General features: G+C 73.4%; 22 protein-coding genes, 1 tRNA gene and 4 pseudogenes. 16 read left to right on the forward strand and 11 right to left on the reverse strand.

Annotation, left to right across the window (positions count from 1 at the left end; genetic code table 11):
* Positions 1 to 38: 38 nt before the first annotated feature.
* The 9 genes and pseudogenes from KSP35_RS10860 (at position 39) to KSP35_RS10895 (ending at position 8,576) form a co-directional block, all read left to right on the forward strand.
* Positions 39 to 1,635, forward strand: a pseudogene (locus tag KSP35_RS10860) (ABC transporter ATP-binding protein).
* 71 nt (positions 1,636 to 1,706) lie between these two features.
* Positions 1,707 to 2,588 (forward strand): annotated as a pseudogene (locus tag KSP35_RS25820) (ABC transporter permease); the annotation flags it as partial.
* A 186-nt stretch (positions 2,589 to 2,774) separates the two neighbouring features.
* On the forward strand, positions 2,775 to 4,067 hold the full coding sequence (locus tag KSP35_RS25825; protein ID WP_371748969.1) for an ABC transporter permease: 1,293 nt from the start codon (positions 2,775 to 2,777) through the stop codon (positions 4,065 to 4,067).
* Positions 4,064 to 4,498: a cytidine deaminase gene (locus tag KSP35_RS10870; protein WP_217001712.1), complete on the forward strand. Its 435-nt coding sequence runs from the start codon at positions 4,064 to 4,066 to the stop codon at positions 4,496 to 4,498. Before KSP35_RS25825 ends, KSP35_RS10870 begins: the two co-directional genes overlap by 4 nt.
* Positions 4,495 to 5,271, forward strand: coding sequence for a nucleoside phosphorylase (locus KSP35_RS10875; RefSeq protein WP_217001713.1), 777 nt, complete (start codon positions 4,495 to 4,497; stop codon positions 5,269 to 5,271). Before KSP35_RS10870 ends, KSP35_RS10875 begins: the two co-directional genes overlap by 4 nt.
* Before the next feature lie 81 nt (positions 5,272 to 5,352).
* Complete coding sequence (locus KSP35_RS10880) at positions 5,353 to 6,225, forward strand: phytanoyl-CoA dioxygenase family protein (protein ID WP_217001716.1); 873 nt, start codon at positions 5,353 to 5,355, stop codon at positions 6,223 to 6,225.
* A gap of 3 nt (positions 6,226 to 6,228) precedes the next feature.
* Positions 6,229 to 6,786, forward strand: a complete 558-nt coding sequence (locus KSP35_RS10885; protein ID WP_217001718.1) for a GNAT family N-acetyltransferase — start codon at positions 6,229 to 6,231, stop codon at positions 6,784 to 6,786.
* 96 nt (positions 6,787 to 6,882) lie between these two features.
* A complete protein-coding gene (locus KSP35_RS10890; RefSeq protein WP_217001720.1) occupies positions 6,883 to 7,986 on the forward strand; it encodes an adenosine deaminase in 1,104 nt (367 codons plus the stop codon).
* The gene (locus KSP35_RS10895; protein ID WP_217001722.1) at positions 7,983 to 8,576 is read left to right on the forward strand and encodes a TIGR00730 family Rossman fold protein; all 594 of its coding nucleotides are present in this window, start codon (positions 7,983 to 7,985) and stop codon (positions 8,574 to 8,576) included. Before KSP35_RS10890 ends, KSP35_RS10895 begins: the two co-directional genes overlap by 4 nt.
* A gap of 16 nt (positions 8,577 to 8,592) precedes the next feature.
* Here the strand turns inward: KSP35_RS10895 and deoC are convergent, their stop codons facing one another.
* Entirely contained in the window at positions 8,593 to 9,255 is a 663-nt protein-coding gene (deoC, locus tag KSP35_RS10900) for a deoxyribose-phosphate aldolase (RefSeq protein ID WP_217001724.1), read from the reverse strand.
* 97 nt (positions 9,256 to 9,352) lie between these two features.
* Between deoC and upp the strand changes: the two genes are divergently transcribed.
* Positions 9,353 to 9,976, forward strand: coding sequence for a uracil phosphoribosyltransferase (upp, locus tag KSP35_RS10905; protein WP_217001726.1), 624 nt, complete (start codon positions 9,353 to 9,355; stop codon positions 9,974 to 9,976).
* A gap of 29 nt (positions 9,977 to 10,005) precedes the next feature.
* Positions 10,006 to 10,764 (forward strand): VOC family protein, encoded by a 759-nt coding sequence (locus KSP35_RS10910; RefSeq protein ID WP_217001728.1) that lies wholly within the window; start codon positions 10,006 to 10,008, stop codon positions 10,762 to 10,764.
* A gap of 30 nt (positions 10,765 to 10,794) precedes the next feature.
* Here the strand turns inward: KSP35_RS10910 and KSP35_RS10915 are convergent.
* From KSP35_RS10915 to KSP35_RS10925, 3 genes and pseudogenes are all read right to left on the reverse strand, one after another.
* Positions 10,795 to 12,536: pseudogene (locus KSP35_RS10915) on the reverse strand (phospho-sugar mutase).
* A complete protein-coding gene (locus tag KSP35_RS10920) occupies positions 12,536 to 13,384 on the reverse strand; it encodes a purine-nucleoside phosphorylase (protein WP_371748970.1) in 849 nt (282 codons plus the stop codon). Before KSP35_RS10920 ends, KSP35_RS10915 begins: the two are co-directional and overlap by 1 nt.
* Positions 13,385 to 13,420: 36 nt before the next feature.
* Entirely contained in the window at positions 13,421 to 14,428 is a 1,008-nt protein-coding gene (locus KSP35_RS10925) for an adenosine kinase (protein WP_254127120.1), read from the reverse strand.
* 93 nt (positions 14,429 to 14,521) lie between these two features.
* Here KSP35_RS10925 and KSP35_RS10930 point away from each other — a divergent pair, with 93 nt between their 5' ends.
* The 4 genes and pseudogenes from KSP35_RS10930 to KSP35_RS10940 all read left to right on the forward strand — a co-directional run bounded on the left by KSP35_RS10930 (position 14,522) and on the right by KSP35_RS10940 (position 18,982).
* Entirely contained in the window at positions 14,522 to 15,166 is a 645-nt protein-coding gene (locus KSP35_RS10930; RefSeq protein WP_217001731.1) for a hypothetical protein, read from the forward strand.
* 145 nt (positions 15,167 to 15,311) lie between these two features.
* Positions 15,312 to 16,532 (forward strand): annotated as a pseudogene (locus KSP35_RS25830) (M1 family metallopeptidase); the annotation flags it as partial.
* Positions 16,533 to 16,758: 226 nt separating this feature from the next.
* Positions 16,759 to 17,823 (forward strand): ERAP1-like C-terminal domain-containing protein, encoded by a 1,065-nt coding sequence (locus KSP35_RS25835; protein ID WP_371748971.1) that lies wholly within the window; start codon positions 16,759 to 16,761, stop codon positions 17,821 to 17,823.
* Between the two features lie 10 nt (positions 17,824 to 17,833).
* Positions 17,834 to 18,982, forward strand: coding sequence for a metallophosphoesterase (locus KSP35_RS10940; protein WP_217001734.1), 1,149 nt, complete (start codon positions 17,834 to 17,836; stop codon positions 18,980 to 18,982).
* A gap of 50 nt (positions 18,983 to 19,032) precedes the next feature.
* Here the strand turns inward: KSP35_RS10940 and KSP35_RS10945 are convergent, their stop codons facing one another.
* From KSP35_RS10945 to KSP35_RS10975, 7 genes are all read right to left on the reverse strand, one after another.
* Entirely contained in the window at positions 19,033 to 19,560 is a 528-nt protein-coding gene (locus KSP35_RS10945) for a DUF4333 domain-containing protein (protein ID WP_217001736.1), read from the reverse strand.
* Positions 19,557 to 20,201, reverse strand: coding sequence for a lysoplasmalogenase (locus tag KSP35_RS10950; protein WP_217001738.1), 645 nt, complete (start codon positions 20,199 to 20,201; stop codon positions 19,557 to 19,559). The genes KSP35_RS10945 and KSP35_RS10950 overlap by 4 nt, the downstream gene beginning before the upstream one ends.
* Positions 20,202 to 20,287: 86 nt before the next feature.
* Positions 20,288 to 20,842, reverse strand: a complete 555-nt coding sequence (locus KSP35_RS10955; protein WP_217001740.1) for an NUDIX domain-containing protein — start codon at positions 20,840 to 20,842, stop codon at positions 20,288 to 20,290.
* Positions 20,842 to 21,660, reverse strand: a complete 819-nt coding sequence (locus tag KSP35_RS10960) for an NAD(P)/FAD-dependent oxidoreductase (protein ID WP_254127121.1) — start codon at positions 21,658 to 21,660, stop codon at positions 20,842 to 20,844. Before KSP35_RS10960 ends, KSP35_RS10955 begins: the two co-directional genes overlap by 1 nt.
* The gene (locus KSP35_RS10965; RefSeq protein ID WP_217001744.1) at positions 21,549 to 22,067 is read right to left on the reverse strand and encodes an FAD-dependent oxidoreductase; all 519 of its coding nucleotides are present in this window, start codon (positions 22,065 to 22,067) and stop codon (positions 21,549 to 21,551) included. The genes KSP35_RS10960 and KSP35_RS10965 overlap by 112 nt, the downstream gene beginning before the upstream one ends.
* Positions 22,068 to 22,133: 66 nt before the next feature.
* A complete protein-coding gene (locus tag KSP35_RS10970; RefSeq protein WP_217001745.1) occupies positions 22,134 to 22,325 on the reverse strand; it encodes a ferredoxin in 192 nt (63 codons plus the stop codon).
* Positions 22,326 to 22,387: 62 nt separating this feature from the next.
* Positions 22,388 to 23,242, reverse strand: a complete 855-nt coding sequence (locus KSP35_RS10975; protein WP_217001747.1) for an alpha/beta fold hydrolase — start codon at positions 23,240 to 23,242, stop codon at positions 22,388 to 22,390.
* Positions 23,243 to 23,330: 88 nt separating this feature from the next.
* Between KSP35_RS10975 and KSP35_RS10980 the strand changes: the two genes are divergently transcribed.
* Positions 23,331 to 23,406 (forward strand) — tRNA-Ala (locus KSP35_RS10980).
* Positions 23,407 to 23,525 lie beyond the last annotated feature (119 nt).

Consider the following 23,525-nt stretch of genomic DNA (forward strand, 5'->3'; position numbering starts at 1 on the left):
CCGGGTCTCGACCGTTCTGGAGGTCCCGCCCGTGACCGCTGCGACCAGCGATCGCCCCCCCGAGCTCCACCGCCGACCTCGCGGTGGAGCTGACGAACATCGTGAAGCGCTTCCCGGGCGTCGTCGCCAACCGCGACGTGAACCTGGCGGTCCGCCCCGGCACCATCCACGCCATCGTGGGCGAGAACGGGGCCGGCAAGTCCACGCTGATGAAGATCCTCTACGGCATGCAGCGCCCGGACGAGGGCGCCATCCGCATCGACGGGCACGAGGTCAGCTTCCGCAGCCCCACCGACGCCATCGCCGTCGGCATCGGCATGGTCCACCAGCACTTCATGCTGGCCGACAACCTCACCGTCCTCGAGAACGTGATCCTCGGCTACGAGCCCCGCCGGCCCTTCCCCCTGTGGTTCCAGGTCGACACGGGCGCCGCCCGCGAGCGGATCACCGAGCTGGGCCGCCGCTACGGCCTGCCGGTCGACCCCGACGAGCTGGTCGAGACGCTCGGCGTCGGCGAGCGCCAGCGGGTGGAGATCCTGAAGGTCCTCTACCGCGGCGCCACCACCCTCATCCTCGACGAGCCCACCGCGGTGCTCGTCCCCCAGGAGGTCGAGGAGCTCTTCGGCAACCTCGCCGAGCTCAAGCGCGAGGGCATCACCGTGCTCTTCATCTCCCACAAGCTCGACGAGGTGCTCTCGGTCGCCGACGACATCACCGTCATCCGCGCCGGCACCACCGTCGCCACCCGCAAGCCCGCGGAGGTCACCGCCCACCAGCTCGCCGAGCTCATGGTCGGCAGCGAGCTGCCCACGCCCGAGACCCGCGAGTCCACCGTCACCGACGACGTCGAGCTCACCGTCGAGCACGTCACCCGCGAGGAGCCGGGGGCCCGCCCCAGCCTGGACGACGTCTCCCTGCGCATCCGCCGCGGGGAGATCGTCGGCATCGCCGGGGTCGAGGGCAACGGCCAGACCGAGCTGATCGCCGCCATCATGGGCATGCTGCCGGTCACCTCCGGCACCATGTCGCTGGCCGGCCAGGACATCACCCACTGGTCCACCCGCCAGCGCCGCGAGGCCGGGGTGGGCTACGTGCCCGAGGACCGCCACCGCCACGGCCTGCTGCTCGACGCGCCGCTGTGGGAGAACGAGATCCTCGGCCACCAGTCCGAGGCGCCGAACTCGAGCGGCCCGTGGATCGACCGCGACGGCGCCCGGTCCCGCACCACCGAGATCGTCGAGCGCTACGACGTGCGCACCCCCAACATCGACGTCATCGCCGACGCCCTCTCCGGCGGCAACCAGCAGAAGCTGATCATGGGCCGCGAGCTCATGGCCGGCCCCAGCCTCCTGATCGCCGCCCACCCCACGCGAGGCGTCGACGTGGGCGCCCAGGCCGCCATCTGGGACCACCTCCGCGACGCGCGCCGCCGGCCTGGCCACGCTGCTCATCTCCGCTGACCTCGAGGAGCTCATCGGCCTGTCCGACACGCTCCTCGTCATCTTCGAAGGGGCCATCGTGGCCGAGCTCGACCCCACCCGGACGAACCCCCAGGAGCTCGGCTCCCACATGACCGGGGCCCGCGGCACCGAGGCCGCGCCCACCGCCACCGACGATCCGGGAGCGCCGCAGTGAAGCAACGCCTGAGCCTCCAGCTCGCCGCCCCCGCCCTCGCCATCCTGGTGGCCGTCGTGGTGTCCTCGGCGATGCTGGTGGCCACCAAGAACAGCCCCCACGACGTCTTCGAGGTCATCCTCACCAAGGGCTTCTCGAAGGTGTACCTGGTCGACACGTTCAACCGGGCGGCGCCGTACTACATCTCCGGCGTCGCGGTCGCCATCGGGTTCAAGATGAACCTGTTCAACATCGGCACCGAGGGCCAGTACAAGCTGGGCGCCCTCATCGGCGCGTGGGCCGGGGCGGCGGTCCACTTCCCCGCTCCCCTGCACGTCCTGTTCATCATGCTGGTGGCCATGCTCACCGGCGCGGCGTGGGCCTCCATCCCCGCCATCCTCAAGGCCACCCGGGGCGTGAGCGAGGTCATCTCCTCGATCATGCTCAACGGCATCGCCCTCGGCCTCGGCGCCTTCCTCCTGGGCAACTGGCTGCGCATGCCGCCCACGCCCGGCTTCACCGCCGGCACCCGGGTGATCGACCAGAGCGGCCGGCTCCCCACGCTCAACGGCGTGCTGGGCTCGCTCGGCCTCGACATCCCGTCGGCCAACCGGGTGCAGTCCTACGTGATCGTCGCCCTCGTGGTCGGCATCGTGTACCACGTCGTCATCTGGCGCTCCCGTTTCGGCTACGACCTGCGGGCCACCGGCTCCAACCCGGAGGCCGCCGAGGCCAGCGGCGTCAACGCCAAGCGCATGATCATCTCGGCCATGCTCTTCTCCGGCGCCATCGCCGGCCTGGTGGGCCTGAACAACGTCATGGGCCAGTCGGGCCGCTACACCGACGTCTCGGTGGTGAACGGCATCGGCTTCACCGGCATCGCCATCGCCCTGCTGGGCCGCAACCACCCCGTCGGCATCGCGTTCGGCGCCCTCCTGTGGGCGTTCATGGACGCCGTGCAGGCCCCGCTCTCCAACGCCGACCTGCCCAAGCAGATCACGTCGATCCTGCAGGGCGTCACCGTGCTCTCGGTGGTCATCGCCTACGAGGTGGTGCGCCGCGTGGGCCTGCGCCAGCAGGCGGCCGGCCTGAGACGAGACGTCACCGCCGGCGGGGCCCCGCCGCCGCCCAGCACCGACGGCCCGGAGGTGGCCCCCCGCATGACCACCGTCGACACCGGCAACCCGCTCACCAGCCCCACCGGCGGCGCCGTCGCCCCGGCCGCCGGGGCCGGTCCCCTGGCCGTGCTCGCCCGCATCCCCCGGCCGGTCCGGCTCCTCGCCTACCTCGTGGTGGGCGTGAGCATCCTCACCATCTCCCGGCTCTACACCGACGCCAACCAGCTCACCGCCCAGGGCACCTTCCAGTCGGCCATCCAGCTGGCCCTGCCCATCGGCCTGGCCGGCCTCGGCGGCCTCTGGGCCGAGCGGGCCGGCGTGGTCAACATCGGCCTCGAGGGGATGATGGCCCTCGGCACCTGGTTCGGGGCCTACGGCGCCATCGCCTACGGCCCGTGGACCGGCGTGCTCTTCGGCGTGCTGGGCGGCGCGGTCGGCGGCCTGCTCCATGCCCTCGCCACCGTCACCTTCGGCGTCGACCACATCATCTCCGGCGTCGCCATCAACCTCCTGGGCGTCGGCATCACCGAGTTCCTCACCTCGGTCAGCTGGAACGGGGCGTCGTCCAAGGAGTCGCCGTCCATCCCCAGCAACATCACCCGGGTCGACCTCACGCCGTTCCTCAACAGCCCGCTGCGCACGCTCAGCGGGCAGAAGCGACCCGTGCTGTCGGACCTCGCCAACCTGTGGCTGGCGGCCACCGCCAACGTCTCGCTCCTGGTGGTCATCGCCGTCGCCCTGTTCCCCATCACCTGGTACGTGCTGTGGAAGACGCCGCTCGGCCTGCGCCTGCGCTCGGTGGGCGAGGACCCCGAGGCCGCCGACTCGCTGGGCGTGAAGGTGTACCGCATGAAGTACCTGGCGGTCACCATCTCCGGCGCCCTCTCGGGCCTCGGCGGCGTGGTGCTCGTCTACCTCTTCGCCGGCAAGTTCCAGAGCGGCCAGACCGGCGGCCGGGGCTACATCGGCCTCGCCGCCATGATCTTCGGCAACTGGCGACCGGGCGGGCTCATCGCCGGCGCCAGCCTGTTCGGCTTCATGGACTCCATGCAGTCCCAGGTCGATGCCACCAGCCACGCCCTGCTGATCGTCATCAGCCTCGTCTTCGTCTGCTGCGCGGCGTGGACCGCCTACAAGCGGAAGTGGATCTCGGTGGGGCTGTTCCTGGTGCTGGCCGCCGGCTGCGTCTGGTGGTACCAGCAGACCGACGAGCTGCCCAGCGAGCTCATCCCCTACTTCCCCCACATCACCACCCTGCTGGTGCTGGTCTTCGCCTCGCAGCGGCTGCGCATGCCCGCCGCCGACGGCAAGGTCTACCGCCGCAGCGGACGATGACGGCGCCCACCCCCGACTGGGACCTGCTCCGCGAGCGGGCGCGGGCCATGACCGAGCGGGCCTACGCGCCCTACTCCAACGTCCGCGTGGGCGCCGCCGGCCTCACCGACGACGGCCGGGTGGTGCTGGGCTCCAACGTCGAGAACGCGTCCTACGGCCTCTCGCTCTGCGCCGAGTGCAGCCTGGTCTCGCACCTCGTCGGCACCGGCGGCCACCGCCTGGTGGCCCTGTCGGTGGTGGGGGGCGACGGCGAGTACCTCGCCCCGTGCGGCCGCTGCCGCCAAGTGCTCTACGAGTTCGGCGGCCCCGAGCTGCTGGTCGACACCGGCGCCGCGGTGGTGACGCTGGGCGACCTGCTGCCCGGGGCGTTCGGTCCCGCCGACCTGCCCACCCGGGCCACCCCGCCCGCCGGAGAGGACCCCGCCCCGTGACCAGCGACCGGCTCTACCACGTGGGCTTCGGCCCCTCCGACCTGCCCGAGGGGTGCGACCTCGTCCTGCTCAGCGGCGATCCCGGCCGCTCCGAGCTCATCGCCACCCACCACCTCACGCCGGTGCGGGACCTGTCGCGCAACCGCGGCCTCGATGCCTTCCTGGCCACCCTGCCCGGCGGCCGACCGGTCGTCTGCGCCACCAGCGGCATGGGGGCGCCGTCCATGAGCATCGTGGTCAACGAGCTGGTCCAGGCCGGCGCCCGCACCATCATCCGCATCGGCACCAGCGGCTCGATCCAGGACCACGTGCGGGTGGGCGAGGTGGTCGTCGGCTCCGGCGCCCTCACCAACCAGGGCGCCGCCGACGACATCGCCCCGCCGCAGTACCCCGCCACCGCCGACCCGTTCCTCGCCGTCGCCCTCGCACAGGCCGCCGAGCGACTGGGCATCGCCCACCACGTCGGCACCATGGCCTCCACCGACACCTTCTTCGAGGGCCAGGAGCGCTCGGCGTCCTCGGCCAACCCCCACCTGCTGCGCCGGGTCACCGGCATGCTCGACGAGTACGCCGGCCTCGGCGTCCTCAACTTCGAGATGGAGGCCGGCACCCTCTTCAAGATGGGTGGCGTCTACCGCTTCGCCGCCGGCTGCGTGGTGGGCATCATCGCCCAGCGCACCGAGGACGAGTCGGTCGACCTCGCCGAGAAGGACGCCGCCATCGACCGCGCCATCCAGGTGGCCATCGCCACCGCGGATGCCTGGGACCGCTAGCGGTCCGGAGCGCGGCCGGTAGGATCAGCGGGCCGCACGGTGCGGCCCTCGGCCTGCCAGCCGATCAGCACGGAGCACCCCATGGTCCTCTCTGCCTCCCAGGTCGCCGCCTACGAGCGCGACGGCTTCCTCGTCGTCCCCGACGCCATCCCGCACGACGCGTGCGACGCGCTCATCGCCCGGGCCACGCAGCTCGTCGACGAGTTCGACCCCAGCACCGTCTCGGTGTTCTCCACCAAGGAGCAGACCCGTACCAGCGACGAGCACTTCCTCGCCTCGGGTGACGGCATCACCTGCTTCTTCGAGGAGGAGGCGTTCGCGCCCGACGGCTCGCTGCGCCAGGACAAGGCGCTGTCGATCAACAAGATCGGCCACGCCATGCACGACCTCGACCCGGTGTTCGACGCCTTCAGCCGCCAGCCGGCGATCGCCGAGGCCGCCGCCGCCATCGGCATGGCCGACCCCAAGCTCCTGCAGTCGATGTACATCTTCAAGAGCCCCCGCATCGGCGGCGAGGTCACCTGCCACCAGGACTCGGCGTTCCTCTACACCGACCCCATGACCGTGGTCGGCTTCTGGGTGGCGCTCCAGGACGCCACCCTCGAGAACGGCTGCCTCTGGGCCCAGCCCGGCGGCCACCGCACCCCGCTGCGCCAGCGCTTCGTGCTCGACCCTGCGGGCGGCACCCGCTTCGAGCAGCTCGACGACACGCCGTGGCCCGAGCCCGGCGGCCCCGAGCTGGTGCCGCTGGAGGCGAAGAAGGGGACCATGGTCCTGCTGCACGGCCTGCTCCCCCACTGGAGCGACGTCAACCGCAGCGAGCGCAGCCGCCACGCCTACACCGTCCACGTGATCGACGCCGCCGCCGACTACCCCGCCGAGAACTGGCTGCAGCGCCACGACCCTGCCCTCCCCTTCCGCGGCTTCGACCGGCCGGTGCCGGCACCCGCCTGAGCGGTGGAGGTCGGCTGGCGGCCCTTCGGCCGCGACGACACGGTGCTCATGCACCGCTGGCTGCAGCAGCCCCACGTCTCGAGGTGGTGGGACCGCGTCGAGCGCACCCCGGAGTCGACCGCCGTGGAGTTCGACCCCGAGTCCGACGAGAACCGCCACCTGCACCAGGTGGTCATCGAGGTCACCGACGACGCCGGCACCACCACGCCCGTCGGCTGGCTGCAGTGGTACCTGCTCGACGACGAGCCGACGTGGGGCCCGGGCCTGGTGCCGCCGCCGCACACCGTGGCGCTCGACCTGCTGATCGGCGTCGAGGCGTGGATCGGCCGGGGCGTCGGCCCGGCGGCGATCCGGCTCATCAGCCAGGAGGTGGTCCGGCAGGTCCCGGGCTGCACCCACCTGTGGATCGACCCCAACCCCCGCAACGAGCGGGCGATGCGGGCCTACGCCGGCCTCGGCTTCCGGGACACCGGGGTCGACCTCCACGACCCCGAGGACCCGGCCGAGGTGCGTCGCCTGATGATCGCCACCGTGGAGCCTGGGGTTGGCCTCGCTCCCTGAACGCCCGGTGACGCCGGGTGACGGGCCGTCGCCGCGTCAACGAACTGTTGAAGATGTCGGGGCGCCGGGACCGGAGGCGGCCGCTACCCTCGATCCATGACCGAACGGATCAGCGAAGGTGCCATCCGCCGGGCACCGAAGGTCGTGCTGCACGACCACCTCGACGGCGGCCTGCGGCCCACCACCGTGATCGAGCTCGCCGCCGAGGCGGGCCACACCCTCCCCACCACCGACCCCGGCGAGCTCCAGGCCTGGTTCACCGAGGGCGCCAACCGCCGCGACCTCGACCTCTACCTCCAGACCTTCGAGCACACCGTGGCCTGCATGCAGACCACCGAGTCCATCGAGCGGGTGGCCTTCGAGTGCGCCGAGGACCTCGCCGCCGACGGCGTCGTCTACGCCGAGGTGCGGATGGCGCCCGAGCTCTGCATCGAGCAGGGCCTCACGCCCGACCAGGCGGTGGAGGCCATGCTCGCCGGCTTCGAGCGGGGCTCGGCCGGCAAGCCCATCGAGATGGGCCTCATCGTCACCGCCATGCGCCACGCCGCCCGCTCCCAGGAGATCGCCGAGGTCGCCCTGCGCCACCTCGACGAAGGCGTGGTGGGCTTCGACATCGCCGGCAGCGAGAGCGGCAACCCGCCCAGCCGCCACCTCGACGCCTTCCGCACCGTCGCCCAGGCCAACTCCCACATCACCATCCACGCCGGCGAGGCCTTCGGCCTGCCCAGCATCTGGGAGGCGCTCCAGATCTGCGGCGCCGAGCGGCTGGGCCACGGCGTGCGCATCATCGACGACATCACCGTCGACCCCGACGGCCAGGTCGCCCTCGGCCGGCTGGCCTCGTTCGTGCGGGACCGGCGGGTGCCGCTCGAGATGTGCCCCACGTCGAACGTGAACACCGGCGTGTGCGACACCATCGCCGAGCACCCCATCGGGCTGCTCCGCCGGCTGCGCTTCCGGGTCACCGTCAACACCGACAACCGGCTCATGAGCGACATCTCCATGGGCCGCGAGTTCGCCAACCTCCACGAGGCCTTCGGCTGGGGCTGGGACGACTTCGAGTGGCTCACCATCAACGCCATGAAGAGCAGCTTCTGGCCGTTCGACAAGCGGCTGCGGATCATCGACGAGCAGATCAAGCCGGGCTACGCCGCGCTCAAGGCCTCGGCGCTGGGGTCCTCCCTGGCGAGCGCCCGGTGACCGGCGAGCTGCGCCGGGTCACCGTCTTCTGCGGCTCCAACCCCGGAACCGACCCGGCCTACGCGGAGGCCGCCCGCGCCCTCGGCGCCGAGCTCGCAGCGCGCCGCATCGGCCTGGTCTACGGCGGAGGTGCGGTGGGCCTCATGGGCATCGTCGCCGACGCCACGTTGGCCGCCGGCGGCGAGGTCACCGGGATCATCCCGCAGCACCTGTGGGACAAGGAGGTCGGCCACAAGGGCCTGACCGAGCTGCTCGTGGTGGGCTCGATGCACGAGCGCAAGCTGGCGATGGCCGACCGCGCCGACGGCTTCGTGGCCCTGCCCGGCGGCGTGGGCACCTTCGAGGAGCTCTTCGAGGTGCTGACCTGGACCCAGCTCGGCATCCACGACAAGCCGGTGGGCGTGCTCGACGTCGCCGGCTTCTACGCCCCGCTGCTCGGCTTCCTCGACTCCGCGGTCACCGCCGGCTTCCTGCGCGAGGGCCACCGGGAGATCCTCCGGTCGGCCACCGACCCGGCCGATCTGCTCGACCAGCTGGGGGCGTGGCGGCCCGTCGAGATCCAGAAGTGGCTCGACCGGGAGCAGCGCTAGCCCAGCCCGCCGGCGGTCAGCCCAGGCCCTCGAGGATGCGCCGGCTGGCGGAGCACCCGAGGCGGGTGGCCCCGGCCTCCACCATGGCCACCGCGGTGGCGGTGTCGCGGATGCCGCCCGAAGCCTTCACGCCCAGGCGGCCGTCGACGGTGGCGGCCATGAGCGCCACGGCGTGGAGGCTGGCCCCGCCCGCCGGGTGGAAGCCGGTGGAGGTCTTCACGTAGTCGGCCCCGCCCGCCTCGGCGGCACGGCAGGCGGCGATGATGCGCTCGTCGGACTGCAGCCAGGCCGACTCGATGATGACCTTGAGGTTGTGCGGCTCGGGCACCGCAGCACGGACGGTGGCGATCTCGGCCTCCACCCGGCCCCACAACCCACCGGCCACGAGGCCCAGGTCGATCACCATGTCGATCTCGACGGCGCCGTGCTCGATGGCGAGGGCGGCCTCGGCGGCCTTGGTCTCCGGGCGGTGCGAACCGGAGGGGAACCCCACGACGGTGGCGACGGCGGTGCCGCCCGGCAGGGCGCCGGCCGGCAGGGGCAGGCGGTTCGGCGACACGCAGATGGCGCCGACGCCCAGGGTGGTGGCCTCGCCGCAGAACATGGCGATCTGGCCCGGGGTGGCGTCCGGCGACAGCAGGGTGTGGTCGATGAGGCGGGCGAGGGCAGCACGATCCATCCCTGCATGCTGCCAGGCACCCCGGCCGATCCCCACCTTCCCGGGACCCGGCGGACCCTCCACCGCGAGCCGGGCAGGCGCGGCCATCATGGGTGGCGTGCAGATCTCCGTCGTCGACCACCCCCTCGCCGCCCAGGCGCTCGCCACCCTCCGTGACGTCGACACCGATCGGGTGGGCTTCCGCCACGCGATGGACGACCTCGCCGGGATCCTCGTCTACGAGGCCACCCGCACCCTGCGCACCGAGTCCTACGAGGTGACCACGCCGCTCGCGACCACCACCGGCACCCGCCTGGCCGAGCCGCCGATGGCCGTGCCGATCCTGCGTGCCGGCCTCGGCCTGCTGCCCGGCGTGCTCCGCCTCCTGCCGGACGTGCCCACCGGGTTCATCGGCGTGGCCCGCAACGAGGAGACCCTCGTCCCCGAGCCGTACATGAACTCGGTCCCCGACGACCTCGGCGGCCGCGACGTGCTGGTGCTCGACCCCATGCTCGCCACCGGCGGCTCGCTCACCCACGCCTGCGGCATCCTCCGGGACCGCAACCCCGGCCGCCTCATCTGCGTCTGCGTCCTGGCGGCCCCCGAGGGCGTCGCCGCCCTCGACCGCTCCGGCCTGGCCGACGAGCTGGTCGTCGGCTCCATCGACGACCACCTCAACGACGTCGCCTACATCGTCCCCGGCCTCGGCGACGCCGGCGACCGCCTCTACGGCACGGCGTAGCCCGAGCGTCCTGGGGTAGACCCCACCGCATGCAGATGCGGTTGGAAGAGCTGGTGATCGACAGTCGGGACCCGCGGGCGCTCGCGGCGTGGTGGGCCGAGGCGCTGGGGTGGGAGCTGCACCCGGAGGGCGACGACGAGGTCTACGTCCGCCAGGCGGCCGACGCGGACGGCGTGTACCCGTTCCCGGAGCTGGCGTTCTGCACGCTCGAGCACCCCGAGGCCGGGCGCGAGGGCATCCACCTCGACCTGAACAGCTCCTCGCCGGAGGACCAGCAGGCCACCGTCGAGCGGCTGCTGGCGCAGGGCGCCACCCGGGCCGACGTGGGCCAGGCGCCCGACGCCCCCTTCGTGGTGCTGGCCGACCCCGAGGGCAACAACCTCTGCGTGCTCGACCCCCGGCCGGAGTACGCCCACCTCGGCACGCTGGCCGGCTACACGCTGGCCGCCCACGACGCCCAGGCCCTCAAGGAGCTCTGGCAGGTGGCCACCGGCTGGGCCGTCACCCGCGACGAGCCCGACCACGTCATCCTCACCCCGCCCGACGGCGGTCCCCCGGTCGAGATCATCACGCGACCGACCATGGCCACCAGCACGGCCAAGCTGCGCAGCCACTTCGACGTGCGGGCCGTCGACGGCACGCCCCAGGAGGACGTGGTCGAGCGCCTGCTCGCCCTGGGCGCCACCCGGGCCGACATCGGCCAGGACGCCGACGACCCGCTCATCTCGTGGGTCGTGCTCGAGGACCCCGAGGGCAACGAGCTCTGCGTCCTGGCCACCCAGGGCTGAGCGCACGGGCCCGGCCGGGCTCGCGCCGGGTCAGCCCAGGCCGGTGGCGGCGGCGATGGCGGCGGTGAGCTCGGCAAGGGCCTCGGCGGCGCGCTCGCGTGCGGCGGGCAGGCCGTCGGCGGCGTCGGCGACCGGCTCGACGACCTCGACGTAGCACTTGAGCTTGGGCTCGGTGCCGCTCGGGCGGACCACGATCCGGGCGTCGTCGAGGTACAGGAGCAGGACGTCGCTGGGGATGAACCCCCGCTCGGCGTCACCGTCGACGAGGTCGGTGATCGACGTGACCGGGCGGCCTGCGAGCTCGGTGGGCGGCGCGGCCCGGAGCGCGGCCATGGCCGCCGCCAGGTCGGCCATGCCGTCGGCGCCGGCCACCCGGGCCGACCACTGGCCGGTCAGGTGCACCCCGTGGGTGCGGGCGAGGTCGTCGAGCACGTCGAGCACGGTGCGCCCCTCGGCGGCGAGGACGGCGACCGCCTCGGCGAACAGCACGGCGGCGGAGATGCCGTCCTTGTCGCCCACCAGGTCGCCCACGCAGAAGCCGAGGGCCTCCTCGTAGCCGAAGCCCAGCGTCCGGCCCGGGCCGGCGGCCCGGCTGATCCACTTGAAGCCGGTGAGCGTCTCGACGAACTCGACGCCGGCCGCCGCCGCCATGCGGGAGAGCAGGGTGGACGAGACGATGGTGGTGGCGAAGATGGCGTCCGCCGACACGCCGCCGTGGTCGAGCAGGTGCTGGGCCAGCACCGCACCGATCTCGTCGCCGCGGAGCGGCCGCCAGCCCTCGGGCGACGACGCCGGTCCCCGGGCCGGGTCGGGCACCGCGGCGCCGAGCCGGTCGGCGTCGGGGTCGTTGGCGAGGAGGACCTGGGCCCCTGCGGCCGACGCCGTGGCGAGGCCGAGGTCGAGCGCGCCGGGCTCCTCGGGGTTGGGGAAGGCGACCGTGGGGAAGTCGGGGTCGGGCTCGACCTGCTCGACCACCTCGGCGGCGGGCCGGAAGCCGGCGGCCTCGAAGACCCGCCGGAAGGTGGCGGCGCCGACCCCGTGCATGGCCGTGTAGGCCACCGTGACGTCGCGGGCCTCGGGCACCCGGCCGGACACGGCCGCACCGGCCACGTAGGCGGCGGCGACATCGTCGCCCAGGCGCAGGATGTCGGGGTCGTCCTCGCCTGAGCGGGGCACCACCGAGACCAGCGGCACGGCCGCCATGGCGGCGGCGATGTGCTCGTCGGTGGGGGCCACGATCTGGCGCCCGGTGCCGTCGTAGACCTTGTAGCCGTTGTCCTGAGGCGGGTTGTGGCTGGCCGTGACCATCACGCCGGCGGCCGCGCCGAGGTGGCGCACGGCGAAGGCGAGGACGGGCGTGGGCAGCGGGCCGGGCAGCAGGTGGGCCCGGATGCCCGCCGCCGCGAACACCGCGGCCGAGGCCTCGGCGAAGTCGGCCGAGCGGTGGCGGGCGTCGAAGCACACCGCCACCCCCGCCGGGGCCCGTCGGGCCCGGCGGTGTCGCGGAGCCAGGCCGAGATGCCGGCCGCCGCTCGCACGACCACGGCCAGGTTCATGCGGTTGGGACCGCCGCCCAGCGCGCCGCGCAGCCCGGCGGTGCCGAACTCGAGGTCCATGCGGAAGCGGTCTTCCAGGTCGTCGACGGCGTCTCGGGACCCGCCGTCGGCCGCGTCGAGCAGGTCGCTCAGCTCGTCACGGGTCAACGGGTCGGGATCATCGGCGATCCAGTCGACCACCCGGCCGCGCAGCTCGGTGCTCCAGCCGTCGGCCATCAGATGCGCCCCACGATGTCGGCGATGAGGGTTCCCATGCGCTCGGCGGACGTGGCCGCCACGGCCAGCACGTCGTCGTGGTCGAGGACCTCGTCGGTGAGGCCGGCCGCCAGGTTGGTCACCAGCGACACCGCCAGCACCTCGGCCCCGGCGTGGGCGGCGGCGATGGTCTCCAGCACGGTGGACATCCCCACCAGCTCGCCGCCCAGCGCCCCCACCATCCGCACCTCGGCCGGCGTCTCGTAGGTGGGGCCGAGCAGGCCGAGGTAGACGGCCTCCTCCAGCTCCGGGTCGACCGAGCGGGCCAGCTCGCGCAAGCGGGGCGCGTAGGCGTGGCTCATGTCCGGGAAGCGGGGCCCGAAGCGCTCGTCGTTGACGCCGAGCAGCGGGGTGTGGCCGGTGAGGTTCACGTGGTCGCTGATGAGCACCGGTTGGCCGGCCCACATCCCGGGGCGCAGGCCGCCCGCGGCGTTGGTGAGCACCACCGCCTTGGCGCCGGCGCGCACTGCGGTGCGCACCCCGTGGGCCACCACGTTGGGGTGGTGGCCCTCGTAGAGGTGGACCCGGCCCATGAACGCCAGGATGTGGCGGTCGCCGTTGCGGATGGAGCGCACCGTGGTGCCGTGGCCCTGCACCGACGCCTCGGGGAAGCCCCCGAGCTCGGTCATGGGCAGCTCGGCGGTGACCTCGCCCATGCGGTCCGCCGCCGGCTTCCAGCCCGACCCGAGCACCACGGCGACGTCGTGCCGCTCGACCCCCGTGGCCTCGGCCAGCCGGGCAGCGGACGCCTCGGCCGCGTCGAACGGCGAGGTCACGGGATCCGGGAAGGTCACGAGGGCAGCTCCGATCGCAGGGACCGTCAAGTCTGCCCGAACGGGCGTGCCCTAGTCCGCCAGCGGGATCATCTGGGCGAGGGAGAGGCCGGGGCGGGGGCCGATGTGGCCGATCACGGCGGCGGCGGCGATGGAGCCGAGCATGCCGGAGTCGTGCAGGGAGCGGCCCTGGGTCAGCCCGAACAGGAAGCCGGCGGCGTACAGGTCGCCGGCGCCGGTCGTGTCGACCCGCTTGGGGATCTGGTGGGCGGCCACCGGCACGATCTCGTCGGCGGTCACCACCACCGAGCCGTCCTTGCCCTTGGTGATGGCGGCGATCTCGCACACGCCGCGCACCGCGGCGATGGCCTCGTCGAACGAGTCGACGCCGTAGAGACCGGTGATCTCGTCCTCGTTGGCGAAGAGGATGTCGACGCCCTCGGAGACCAGCTCCAGGAAGTCGTCGCGGTGGCGCTCGACGCAGAAGCTGTCCGACAGGGTCAGCGACACCTTGCGGCCGGCGCGGTGGGCGGCCTCGGCGGCGGTGCGGAAGGCCTCCTTGGCCTCGGGCCGGTCGAACAGGTAGCCCTCGAGGAAGGTGATGCGGGCCGAGGCGATGAGGTCGGTGTCGAGGTGGTCGGCGCAGAGGGTGGCCGAGGCGCCCAGGTAGGTGTTCATGGTCCGCTCACCATCGGGCGTGACCACGATCATGCAGCGGCCCGTGGGATCGCCGTCGGTGGCCTTCACGGAGTCGAAGTGCACGCCGAGGGAGTTGAGGTCGTGGCCGAAGGACTTGCCCAGGCCGTCGTCCTTCACCCGGCCGATGTAGGCGGCCCGACCGCCGAACGAGGCCACCCCGGAGAGGGTGTTGGCGGCCGAGCCGCCCGACGCCTCGGTCTTGTCGCCCATGGCGGCGTAGATCTCCTCGGCCCGCTCGGTGTCGATGAGCGTCATGGACCCCTTGACCAGGTCCAGCCGGTCGATGAAGCCCTCGTCCTCGGTGCTGAGCACGTCGACCAGGGCGTTGCCGATGCCCAGCACGTCGAAGGCGGCGGCGGACTCGTTCAGAGGCGTGTTCACGGCCGGGAAGGCTAGGGCGAACCGGACGCGCCGACCCAGCCGGGCGCGCCGGGGCCGCTAGGTTCGATCGCTCTCGATGAAGGAGACGGGCGCATGGTTCGAGGACGGAAGATCACCGCGGCGGTGCTGGCGGCGGGCGCCCTGGCGCTGGGCGCCTGCGGCGGCAGCGGCTCCGACGACGCCGCGACCACCACGACCAAGGCCCCGGCGGCCACGTCCACCACCGCCGGAACGTCGTCGTCGACCACCGCCGCCACCGCGTCGACGACCACCGTGGACGAGGGCACCACCACCACGGCCGCCGGCGGGGTGACCACCACCACCGAGAGCAGCGAGGGCCGCGACACCGACACCAGCGAGCTCGACACCCTCACGCCCGACGGCGACCACTACGGGTACATGGCCGGGCTCGAGAAGGGCACCGTCGAAGGCCAGCCCGTGCAGGTCCTCCTCTGGGACGAGGTCGAGCTCTTCACCGGCCAGGCGGCCGTCGACGCCGCCGCCGAGGACGGCCAGACCCTCGAGACCGACTACTACGTCCGCAACGAGAACCAGACCATCCGCCACCTCGCGGTGGTGCCCGACGCATCGGTCACCTCGCTCGACGGCGGCGGGCCGACGCCGGTGCCCTCCAGCGTCGACGAGGTCTGGCAGCAGCAGTACCTGTTCAAGATCAACGTGGGCACCGTGCGGGGCGTCACCACCATCTCCGGCATCGAGGGCGTCTACCTGCCGTAGGCCCGTCCGCCGGCGCGGCTGGCCCGGGGCCGCGGGCCCCGCCGGTAGCCTCGCCTGGTCTCTCATCCGCTGCCGAGGAGCCACCGTGCCCGAGCGCGACCCCAACCGCCTGCCCACCACCGTCGTGCCGTCGCACTACGACCTGGTGCTGGCCCCCGACCTCGACACGGCCAGCTTCACCGGCTCCGAGGCGGTCGACGTCGAGGTCACCGAACCGGTCACCGAGCTGGTGCTGCACGCCCTCGACCTCGACATCACCGCCGCCTGGCTCACCCGCGACGGCGCCCGACTCGAGGCCACGGTCTCGCTCGACGAGGGCTCCGAGACGGCCACCCTCGCCCTGTCCGGCACCGCCGAGCCCGGCGCGTGGACGCTGCACACCACCTTCACCGGCGTGCTCAACGACAAGCTGGTCGGCTTCTACCGCTCGACCTTCACCGACGACGACGGGGTGGTCCGCACCCTGGCCACCACCCAGTTCGAGTCCACCCACGCCCGCCGCGCCTTCCCGTGCTGGGACGAGCCGGCGTTCAAGAGCACCTTCGACATCACCCTCGAGGTGGCCGACGGCCTCATGGCCATCTCCAACGCCGCCGAGGTCGCCGACGACGTGATCGGCGACGGCCGCCGCCGCGTGCGCTTCGCCACCACCATGCACATGTCCACCTACCTGGTGGCGTTCATCGTGGGGCCGCTGGAGGCCACCGAGACCGTCGACGTCGACGGCGTGCCCCTGCGGGTCATCGCCCCTCCCGGCAAGGCCGACCTCACCCCCTTCGCCCTGGAGGTCGGCGCCTTCTCGCTGCGCTTCCTGGCCGACTGGTACGACATCGCCTACCCCGGCGACAAGCTCGACCTGGTCGCCATCCCCGACTTCTCCTTCGGCGCCATGGAGAACCTGGGCTGCGTCACCTTCCGCGAGACCGCCCTGCTCCTCGACCGCGAGCGGTCCACCCAGGCCGAGCAGCAGCGCATCGCGGATGTCATCGCCCACGAGATCGCCCACATGTGGTTCGGCGACCTGGTGACCATGGGCTGGTGGAACGGCATCTGGCTCAACGAGGCCTTCGCCACGTTCATGGAGATGCTCACCACCGATGCCTACCGGCCCGAGTGGGCCCGCTGGACCGACTTCGGCCTGGCCCGCTCCGCGGCGTTCGACACCGACTCGCTCTCCACCACGCGGGCCATCGAGTACGAGGTCCTCACCGCTGCGGACTCCGAGGGCATGTTCGACGTCCTGACCTACGAGAAGGGCGCCTCGGTCGTCCGCATGCTCCAGCAGTACCTGGGCGACGACCGCTTCCAGGCCGGCATCCGCCACTACCTCAAGGCCCACGCCTACGGGAACACCGAGACCACCGACCTGTGGGACGCCATCGAGGAGGCCACCGGCGAGCCGGTGCGCCAGATCATGGACTCGTGGATCTTCCGGCCCGGCCACCCCGCCATCTCGGTGGCCCGCACCGCCGACGGCGCCGGCCTGGCCATCGGCCAGTCCCGCTTCTCCTACCTCCCCGACGCCGCCGCCGGGATCACCGTCCCGGTCGAGGAGCCCCGCTCGGTGCCGGTGGTGGTCCGCGTCGGCCACGGTGAGGAGACCTCGCTGCACCGCGTGCTCCTCGACGGCACCGAGGCCACCGTGGCGCTCGACCAGCCGGCCGACTGGGTGGTCGGCAACCACGAGGGCAACGGCTTCTACCGGGTGGAGCTCGGCGACGACGACCTCGCCGCGGTCGGCGCCCGGGCCCTCAGCGACCTGTCCGCCCTCGAAGCGCTACGGCCTCGTCGAGGACGAGTGGGCCCTGCTGCTGGCCGGCCGGGGCTCGGTCGACCGGGTCCTCGGCCTGCTCCGCTCGCTCGCCGCCGAGACCGACCTGTCGGTCTGGCAGCGCATCGTCGGCGTCCTCGGCGGCCTCGACCGCGTGGGCGGCGACGCCCACCACGAGGCCCTGGCCGCCCGGGTGCGGGCCCTGCTCGGCCCGGCGCTCCGCGCCCTCGGCACCACCAAGGCCGCCGGCGAGCCCGAGCGCACCACCGCGCTGCGCGCCACCCTGTTCGAGGCCTCGGCTCGCATCGGCGACGACGCCGAGCAGCTCGAGGTGGCCCGCGGCCACTTCACCGCCCTCGGCGCCGACCCGGCGGCGGTCGACGCCGACCTCGCCGACGCCGTCGTGCGGGTGGTGGCCGCCCACGCCGACCAGGAGGTCTGGGACGAGCTGCGCGAGCGTGCCGCTGCGGCCCGCACCCCGCAGGACCGGCTGCGCCACCAGGGCGCCCTGGCCGACTCGTCCGACCCGGCGCTGGTCCGGCGGTTCTGCGAGCTGGTCCTCACCGACGAGGTCCGCACCCAGGACGGCCTCTTCCTCCTGCGCCGGGCGCTGGCCAACCGCCACGCCACCGCCGAGGTCTGGGCGTTCGTGGAGGACCACTGGGACGAGCTCTCCACCCGGTTCCCGTCGGCCTCGGTGCCCCGCCTCGTCGACGGCATCCGCGGCGTCGGCGACCGCGAGCTCGCGGCCCGGATCACGGCGTTCCTCGCCGAGCACCCGGTGCCCCAGGGCGCCAAGGTCATCAGCCAGCACGTCGAGCGGATGTGGGTCACCGTGGCCCTGGCCGACCGGGTGCCGGCCGAGCTGGCTGCGGCGCTGGCCTGACACCCCGCTGGTGACCGCTGCCCCTCGCCCCTCGATCTCGGTCTTCGCCGTCGAGGACACCACCGTCCAGCTGACCTGGCGCGGGCTGGCGGCGGGCCGGCTCCGGCTCCAGGCCCTGGACACCGCGTCGGTCGTCGAGCTCGACGTGGCCGCCGGGCCGGGCGCCGCGGTGCTGGCGGGGCTCCCGCCGGGGCGAGCGCTCACCATCGCCGCCAGCGGCCCCGCCCTGGGCGGTGCGGTGCGACGGCTCCGGGCCCGGACCCTGCCGACGCTGCCCGGCCAGGAGCTGCACCGGCTCGCCACCATCGGCGACCTCCACCTGGGCACCCACGTCTTCGGCCAGCAGGGCACCATCCGCGAGGAGCCCGAGCCCGAGGTGGCCCACCCCATCCGGTGCGCCACCGCCGCCATCGACGACGCGGTCGCGTGGGGCGCCGAGCGGCTGGTGGGCAAGGGCGACCTCACGAACCATGGCCAGGTGCCGGAGTGGCGGCGCTACGCCGCGCTGGTGGAGGCCTGCCCGGTGCCGGTCGACGCCGTGCCCGGCAACCACGACCGGGCCTTCCGGCGCTCCACCGCCGGCCTGCTGCCCGATGCGGCCAGCGTGGCGTTCGGGCTGTCGATGGCCCAGCCGGTGCTGGTGCGCGACGTGCCCGGCGCCCGCCTGGTCCTGGTGGACTCCACCACCGACCACTACAACCGCGGCCGGGTGTCGCCGGCGGCTGAGGCGGCCGTGCAGGCCGCGGCCGAGGCCGACCCCGATCGGGCGGTGCTGGTGTTCCTGCACCACCAGCTCCAGGCCCACCCCTTCTCCGAGGGCTGGCCCATCGGCGTCAGCCAGGCCGAGAGCCTGGCCTTCCTGGAGGACCTGGGCCGAGCCCACCGCCACGTCCTGGTCTCGAGCGGCCACACCCACCGCCACCGCCGCTGGGAGCACGCCGGGGTCACCACCACCCAGGTCGGCTCCACGAAGGACTTCCCCGGCGTGTGGGCCGGCTACGTGGTGGCCGAGGGCGGCCTGCGCCAGGTGGTGCGCCGGGTGGCCCGCCCCGACTGCCTGGCCTGGACCGACCACACCCGCCGGGCCGCGCTGGGCGTCTGGCGCTGGGTCTCCCCCGGCCTGCTCTCGTCGCGCTGCTTCGACCTCACCTGGGCCTGACGACCTCGGCCTCGCCGATCGCCGCCCGCCGGAGGTGGGCCGCCGGTCGGCTACTTCTCGGCGATGTCGTAGCTCACGGTGCCGGCAGCGTCGGTGACGGTCACGGTGATGGTCCGCTTGCCGGCGGGGTCCTTGGCGCTGCAGGTGAAGGTGGAGCCGGGGGCCACCACCGAGATCGCCTCGGTGCCGCAGTCGACGGTGAACGTGCGCAGGAACCGCTTCACCAGTTGCCGGCGGAGGTCGGTGGCCACCGCCTTGCGATCGACCACGGCATCGAGCAGGTCGACGTCGAGCGTGCCGTCGGCGTCGACCTGGCGCACCCGCAGGCGCACCTCGCCGCCCGTGCCCTCGAGCAGGGCCCGGCAGGAGAAGCTGCGGCCCTTGCCCCGGGCGATGTCGGCGGGGCAGCGCACCTCCTTGACGTCGGGCTCGATGCGGCTGCCGATGACCTTGTCGATGGCCCGCTCGGTGCCGTCGGTGTCGAGCGTGGTGGCCTGCTTGGTCCGGCTGCAGCCGGCCGCGACGCCCAGGACCAGCGCCAGCGCCAGCAGCACCCGGGCGAAGGTGGCGGACCTCACGCCGTCACCAGCCACGCCACCAGGCCGGCCTGGCCGAGGTGGTAGGTCACCATCACCGCCAGGTGGCCGAAGCGACGCTGCTCCAGGAAGCGGTTCCAGGCCAGGGTGGCATCGGAGGCGTAGAACAGCCCGGCGCCCACGATGGCCCACGGCGCCTTCGTCCCGAACGCACTGACCACCATGGCCGAGATCACCACGAGGTAGGCGATCACCGGCGGCACCATGTCCCGCTGCTCGCCGGCGGCCACGCCCTGCACGATCTTGCGGCCGAAGGTGGCGATGCACACGGCGACCACGGCCAGACCGAGGAGCGTGAAGGGCACCGACGTGGGGGCCAGCTGGAGGCCGACCACGTAGGCGACGTGGCCCAGCAGGAACGAGCCGAGGCCGGCCACGAACCACTTCTCGTCGAGCATCAGGAACACGTCGCCCGCCAGCGAGAGCACCAGGCCCACCACCATCCAGGTTCGGATGGTGCCGCTGACGGAGGGATCGAGCGTCACCGCCACGCCGATGAGCGCCGCCAGCGTCGCCGGCTTGGCCACGTAGCGCACCTGCACCCGGTCGACCCACGTGGCCCACCAGTCGGTGAGGGCGAACGCCGCCGCCACCACCGCCAAGGCCCACGCCGCCGTGGTCACCGTCGAACCTCGTCCCGCAGCACGGCCGGCACGCTACCCCTCCCCCCGAAGTGGTGAGCAACGGCGCCCGCGGCGGGCACCGGGGGTCACCGGTCCGGCCGGATCCAAGCCGTGGTGGCGGGCAGGGCGAGGGCGACGGCGTCCGGGCAGTGGGGACGACCGGAGATCCACGCCTCGACCTCGGTCAGCGGCACGCGGTCGCTGGCCACCACCTCGCCGTCGGGGAAGGTGAACGGCCCGTCGTGGCGGGCCACGAACACGTGGCCGAGCAACGAGACGTCGTCGTCGTCGTAGGTCCCCGTGGCCACCTCCACCAGGTCGGCCTCGATGCCGGCCTCCTCGGCCAGCTCCCGCCGGGCGGCGTCGAGCCAGCCCTCGCCGACGTCGACGACCCCGCCGAACGCCAGGTCCCAGCGGCTCGGCCACACGTCCTTCCACGCGGCCCGCTGGTGCACCACCACCCGCTCCTCGGCGTCGACCACCACGACGTACGTGCAGCGGTGCCGCAGGTGGCCGGCCCGCATCTCGGCCCGGCCCACCACCCGCTCGACGGTGCCGTCGCGACCCACCACCTCGACCGGCTCGGCCGCGGCCGAGGCGGCGCGACCCCCGGCGTCGCCGTCGACCGGGTGGGGCGGCATCAGGGGGCCGGCGGATCGAGGGTGGCCACGGCGTCGACCCAGGTGAGCCCGTTGGCGATGGCCTGCCGGTACTTGACCACCCGAGCCGGCATGTTGAGCGCCAGCGCGCCGACCACCATGCCGCCCCGGCCGTAGAGGGCGGTGAACCGGCGGTCCTCGACGGAGCCGGCCACGATCCGCACCTCGTCGGTGGGCCGCACCCGCCCGGCCAGCTGGAGCTTGCGGTCGTACTGGTCGCTCCAGAACCACGGCACCGGCGCGTAGGCGACCGCTTCGCCGTCGGCCGCCAGCAGGCGCCGGGCGGCGTGGGCACCCATGTCGACGGCGTGCTCCCAGTGCTCCACCCGCATGACCTCGCCGAAGAGCGGGTTGGGCCAACGGGCGACGTCGCCGGCGGCCACCACGCCGGGCGCGGCGAGCGTGGTGGCGTCGCAGACCACGCCGTCGTCGAGGGCCAGGCCGCTGCCCTCCAACCAGGCCGTGTTCGGCACCACCCCGATGCCGACGACCACGACGTCGGCGGCCACCGAGCTGCCGTCCGAGAGGTGCACGGTGAGCCCGTCGACGTCGTCGCCGCCCTCGATGCGATCCACCCCGACGCCGAGGCGGAGGTCGACCCCGTGCTCGACGTGGACCTCGCCGATGACCCGACCCATGTCCTCGCCCAGCACGCGGGCCAGCGGCTGGGGCAGCGGCTCCACCATGGTCACGGCGATGTCGCGCGCCCGGCACGAGGCCGCCACCTCGGCGCCGATGAAGCCGGCCCCGACAACCACCACCCGCTGCGCGCCGGTCTCCAGGTGGGCCCGCACCGCCACCGCGTCGTCGAGGGTGCGCAGGGCGAAGACCCCGGCCAGGTCCTCGGTGCCGGGGATGCGCCGGGGGCGGCACCGCAGGCGATGACCAGGCCGTCGTAGGGCAGCGAGCGCCCGTCGGCCAAGCGGACCTCACGGGCTTCGAGGTCGAGCCCGGCGGCCGGCACCCCCAGCTCCCACGTGAGGTCGAGGGCCTCGTCGGCCCCCGCCGGCAGGGCGATGCGGTCGGTGTCCCAGGCACCGGTGAGCACCTGCTTCGAGAGCGGCGGCCGGTCGTACGGCGCGTGGTCCTCGTCGCCGACGAGGGTGATGGTGCCGGTGAACCCCTCGGTGCGGAGGGTCTTGGCGGCGGTGACGCCGGCCAGCGAGGCACCGACGATCACGATGCGGTCGAGCGGGGGTGCGGTCATGTCGTTCGTTTCACGGGGACGCGCGTCGACGGGACGCGGTCGGCGGAGGTTCCTCGGGCGGGGGCGTCAGCCCTCGAGCGTGATGGCCTGCTTCGGGCAGCGGGCGACGGACTCCTCGACCTTGGCCCGCAGGCTCTCGTCGGGCTCCTCCTGGAGCACATAGAGGAAGTCGTCGTCGCGCACCTCGAACACCTCGGGGGCGATGCCCATGCAGACCGCGTTGCTCTCGCACAGGTCGAAGTCGACTACCACTCGCATGACGCCTCCAGAAAGAAGAACGGGTTCCAGTTCCGGCGCCCAACGTAGCCGCGGCCCCGGCGTCAGGTCGGCGGGCCCGGCGGCTCGCGGAGGAAGGCCAGGACCTCGGCGGCCAGCGCCTCGGGGATCTCGGCCTCGAGCGAGTGGCGGGCACCGGGGAAGACGTGGAAGCGGTGGTCCGGCAGCAGCTCGTGCAGGCGGGCGACGCCACGACCCATGCCGCCGCCGTGGTCCTGGTCGCCCCACAGCAGCAGGGTGCGCTGCTCGACCTCACCGGCGATGGCGAACAGGCTGTGGCCCACCTGGTCGGCCGCCAGCCCCCAGTACATGGCCACGAAGCCCGGCCCCATCACCCGCCGGTAGTAGGCGAAGGTGTCGGCCAGGCCCCGGGCCCGTCCGGGGAAGGCCGGGGCGTACCAGTAGCGGCTCTGGATGCGCACCGAAGGCCAGAAGGACCAGCGACCCATGGTCGCCCGGATCGCCTTCGCCAGCCGGGGTCGCGCCGTCCATGCGCTGCCCGGCGCCCAGAGGACCAGGCGGGGGAACCGCTCCGGGAACCGGTGGCCGAGCCGCAGCACGGGGTTGCCGCCGAGGCTCCCGCCCACCGGGATGGCCCGATCGATGCCGAGCGCGTCCAGGAAGGCCACCAGCACGTCCTCGTACCACCGGAGGTCGTAGCGCCGGACGGGCTTCTCGGACTCCCCCGAGCCCGGGAGGTCGAGCACCAGCACCCGGTGCTCGGCGGCCAGCCGCGGGGCCAGCTCGGCGAAGCCCTCGATGCGGGCGGTGTGGCCCGGGATCACCAGCAGCGGGAGCCCGGCCGCCTCCGCGTGGAGGTCGACGTAGCGGACGCGGACGCCCAGCACCTCGACCCACCGGACGTCGTCCGTCCCCCCGTCTCCGGGCCCCGCAGCCATGCCCGGCAGGTTCCCACATCGGGGTCCGCAGGCCCCGCTTCGGCTTTCGGACCGTCGAGGGCGTCGCGCTAGGGTGAGGCCCCGTTCTGGGGGTGTAGCTCAGTTGGTAGAGCGCCTCGGTCGCATCGAGGAGGCCAGGGGTTCGATTCCCCTCACCTCCACCAGGACGCCAGCGGGCCCCGTCGCACGGCGACGGGGCCCGCTCGCGTGGCGCCCTCGCCGGGGGTGAGCAGTGGGGGTGAGGCACCTGGGCCGAACGGCTCATCCTTGGACCCATTTGAAG

The sequence above is a fragment of the Aquihabitans sp. G128 genome, assembly GCF_019048865.1.
Lineage (GTDB): Bacteria > Actinomycetota > Acidimicrobiia > Acidimicrobiales > Iamiaceae > Aquihabitans.

Bases quoted from the DNA above. Each gene is read 5' to 3' on its own strand.
- KSP35_RS25825 (WP_371748969.1), top strand. From the start codon at position 2,775: ATGACCACCGTCGACACCGGCAACCCGCTCACCAGCCCCACCGGCGGC.
- KSP35_RS10870 (WP_217001712.1), top strand. From the start codon at position 4,064: ATGACGGCGCCCACCCCCGACTGGGACCTGCTCCGCGAGCGGGCGCGG.
- KSP35_RS10880 (WP_217001716.1), top strand. From the start codon at position 5,353: ATGGTCCTCTCTGCCTCCCAGGTCGCCGCCTACGAGCGCGACGGCTTC.
- KSP35_RS10890 (WP_217001720.1), top strand. From the start codon at position 6,883: ATGACCGAACGGATCAGCGAAGGTGCCATCCGCCGGGCACCGAAGGTC.
- deoC (WP_217001724.1), bottom strand. From the start codon at position 9,255: ATGGATCGTGCTGCCCTCGCCCGCCTCATCGACCACACCCTGCTGTCG.
- KSP35_RS10910 (WP_217001728.1), top strand. From the start codon at position 10,006: ATGCAGATGCGGTTGGAAGAGCTGGTGATCGACAGTCGGGACCCGCGG.
- KSP35_RS10930 (WP_217001731.1), top strand. From the start codon at position 14,522: ATGGTTCGAGGACGGAAGATCACCGCGGCGGTGCTGGCGGCGGGCGCC.
- KSP35_RS10955 (WP_217001740.1), bottom strand. From the start codon at position 20,842: ATGCCGCCCCACCCGGTCGACGGCGACGCCGGGGGTCGCGCCGCCTCG.
- KSP35_RS10965 (WP_217001744.1), bottom strand. From the start codon at position 22,067: ATGACCGCACCCCCGCTCGACCGCATCGTGATCGTCGGTGCCTCGCTG.
- KSP35_RS10970 (WP_217001745.1), bottom strand. From the start codon at position 22,325: ATGCGAGTGGTAGTCGACTTCGACCTGTGCGAGAGCAACGCGGTCTGC.
- KSP35_RS10975 (WP_217001747.1), bottom strand. From the start codon at position 23,242: ATGGCTGCGGGGCCCGGAGACGGGGGGACGGACGACGTCCGGTGGGTC.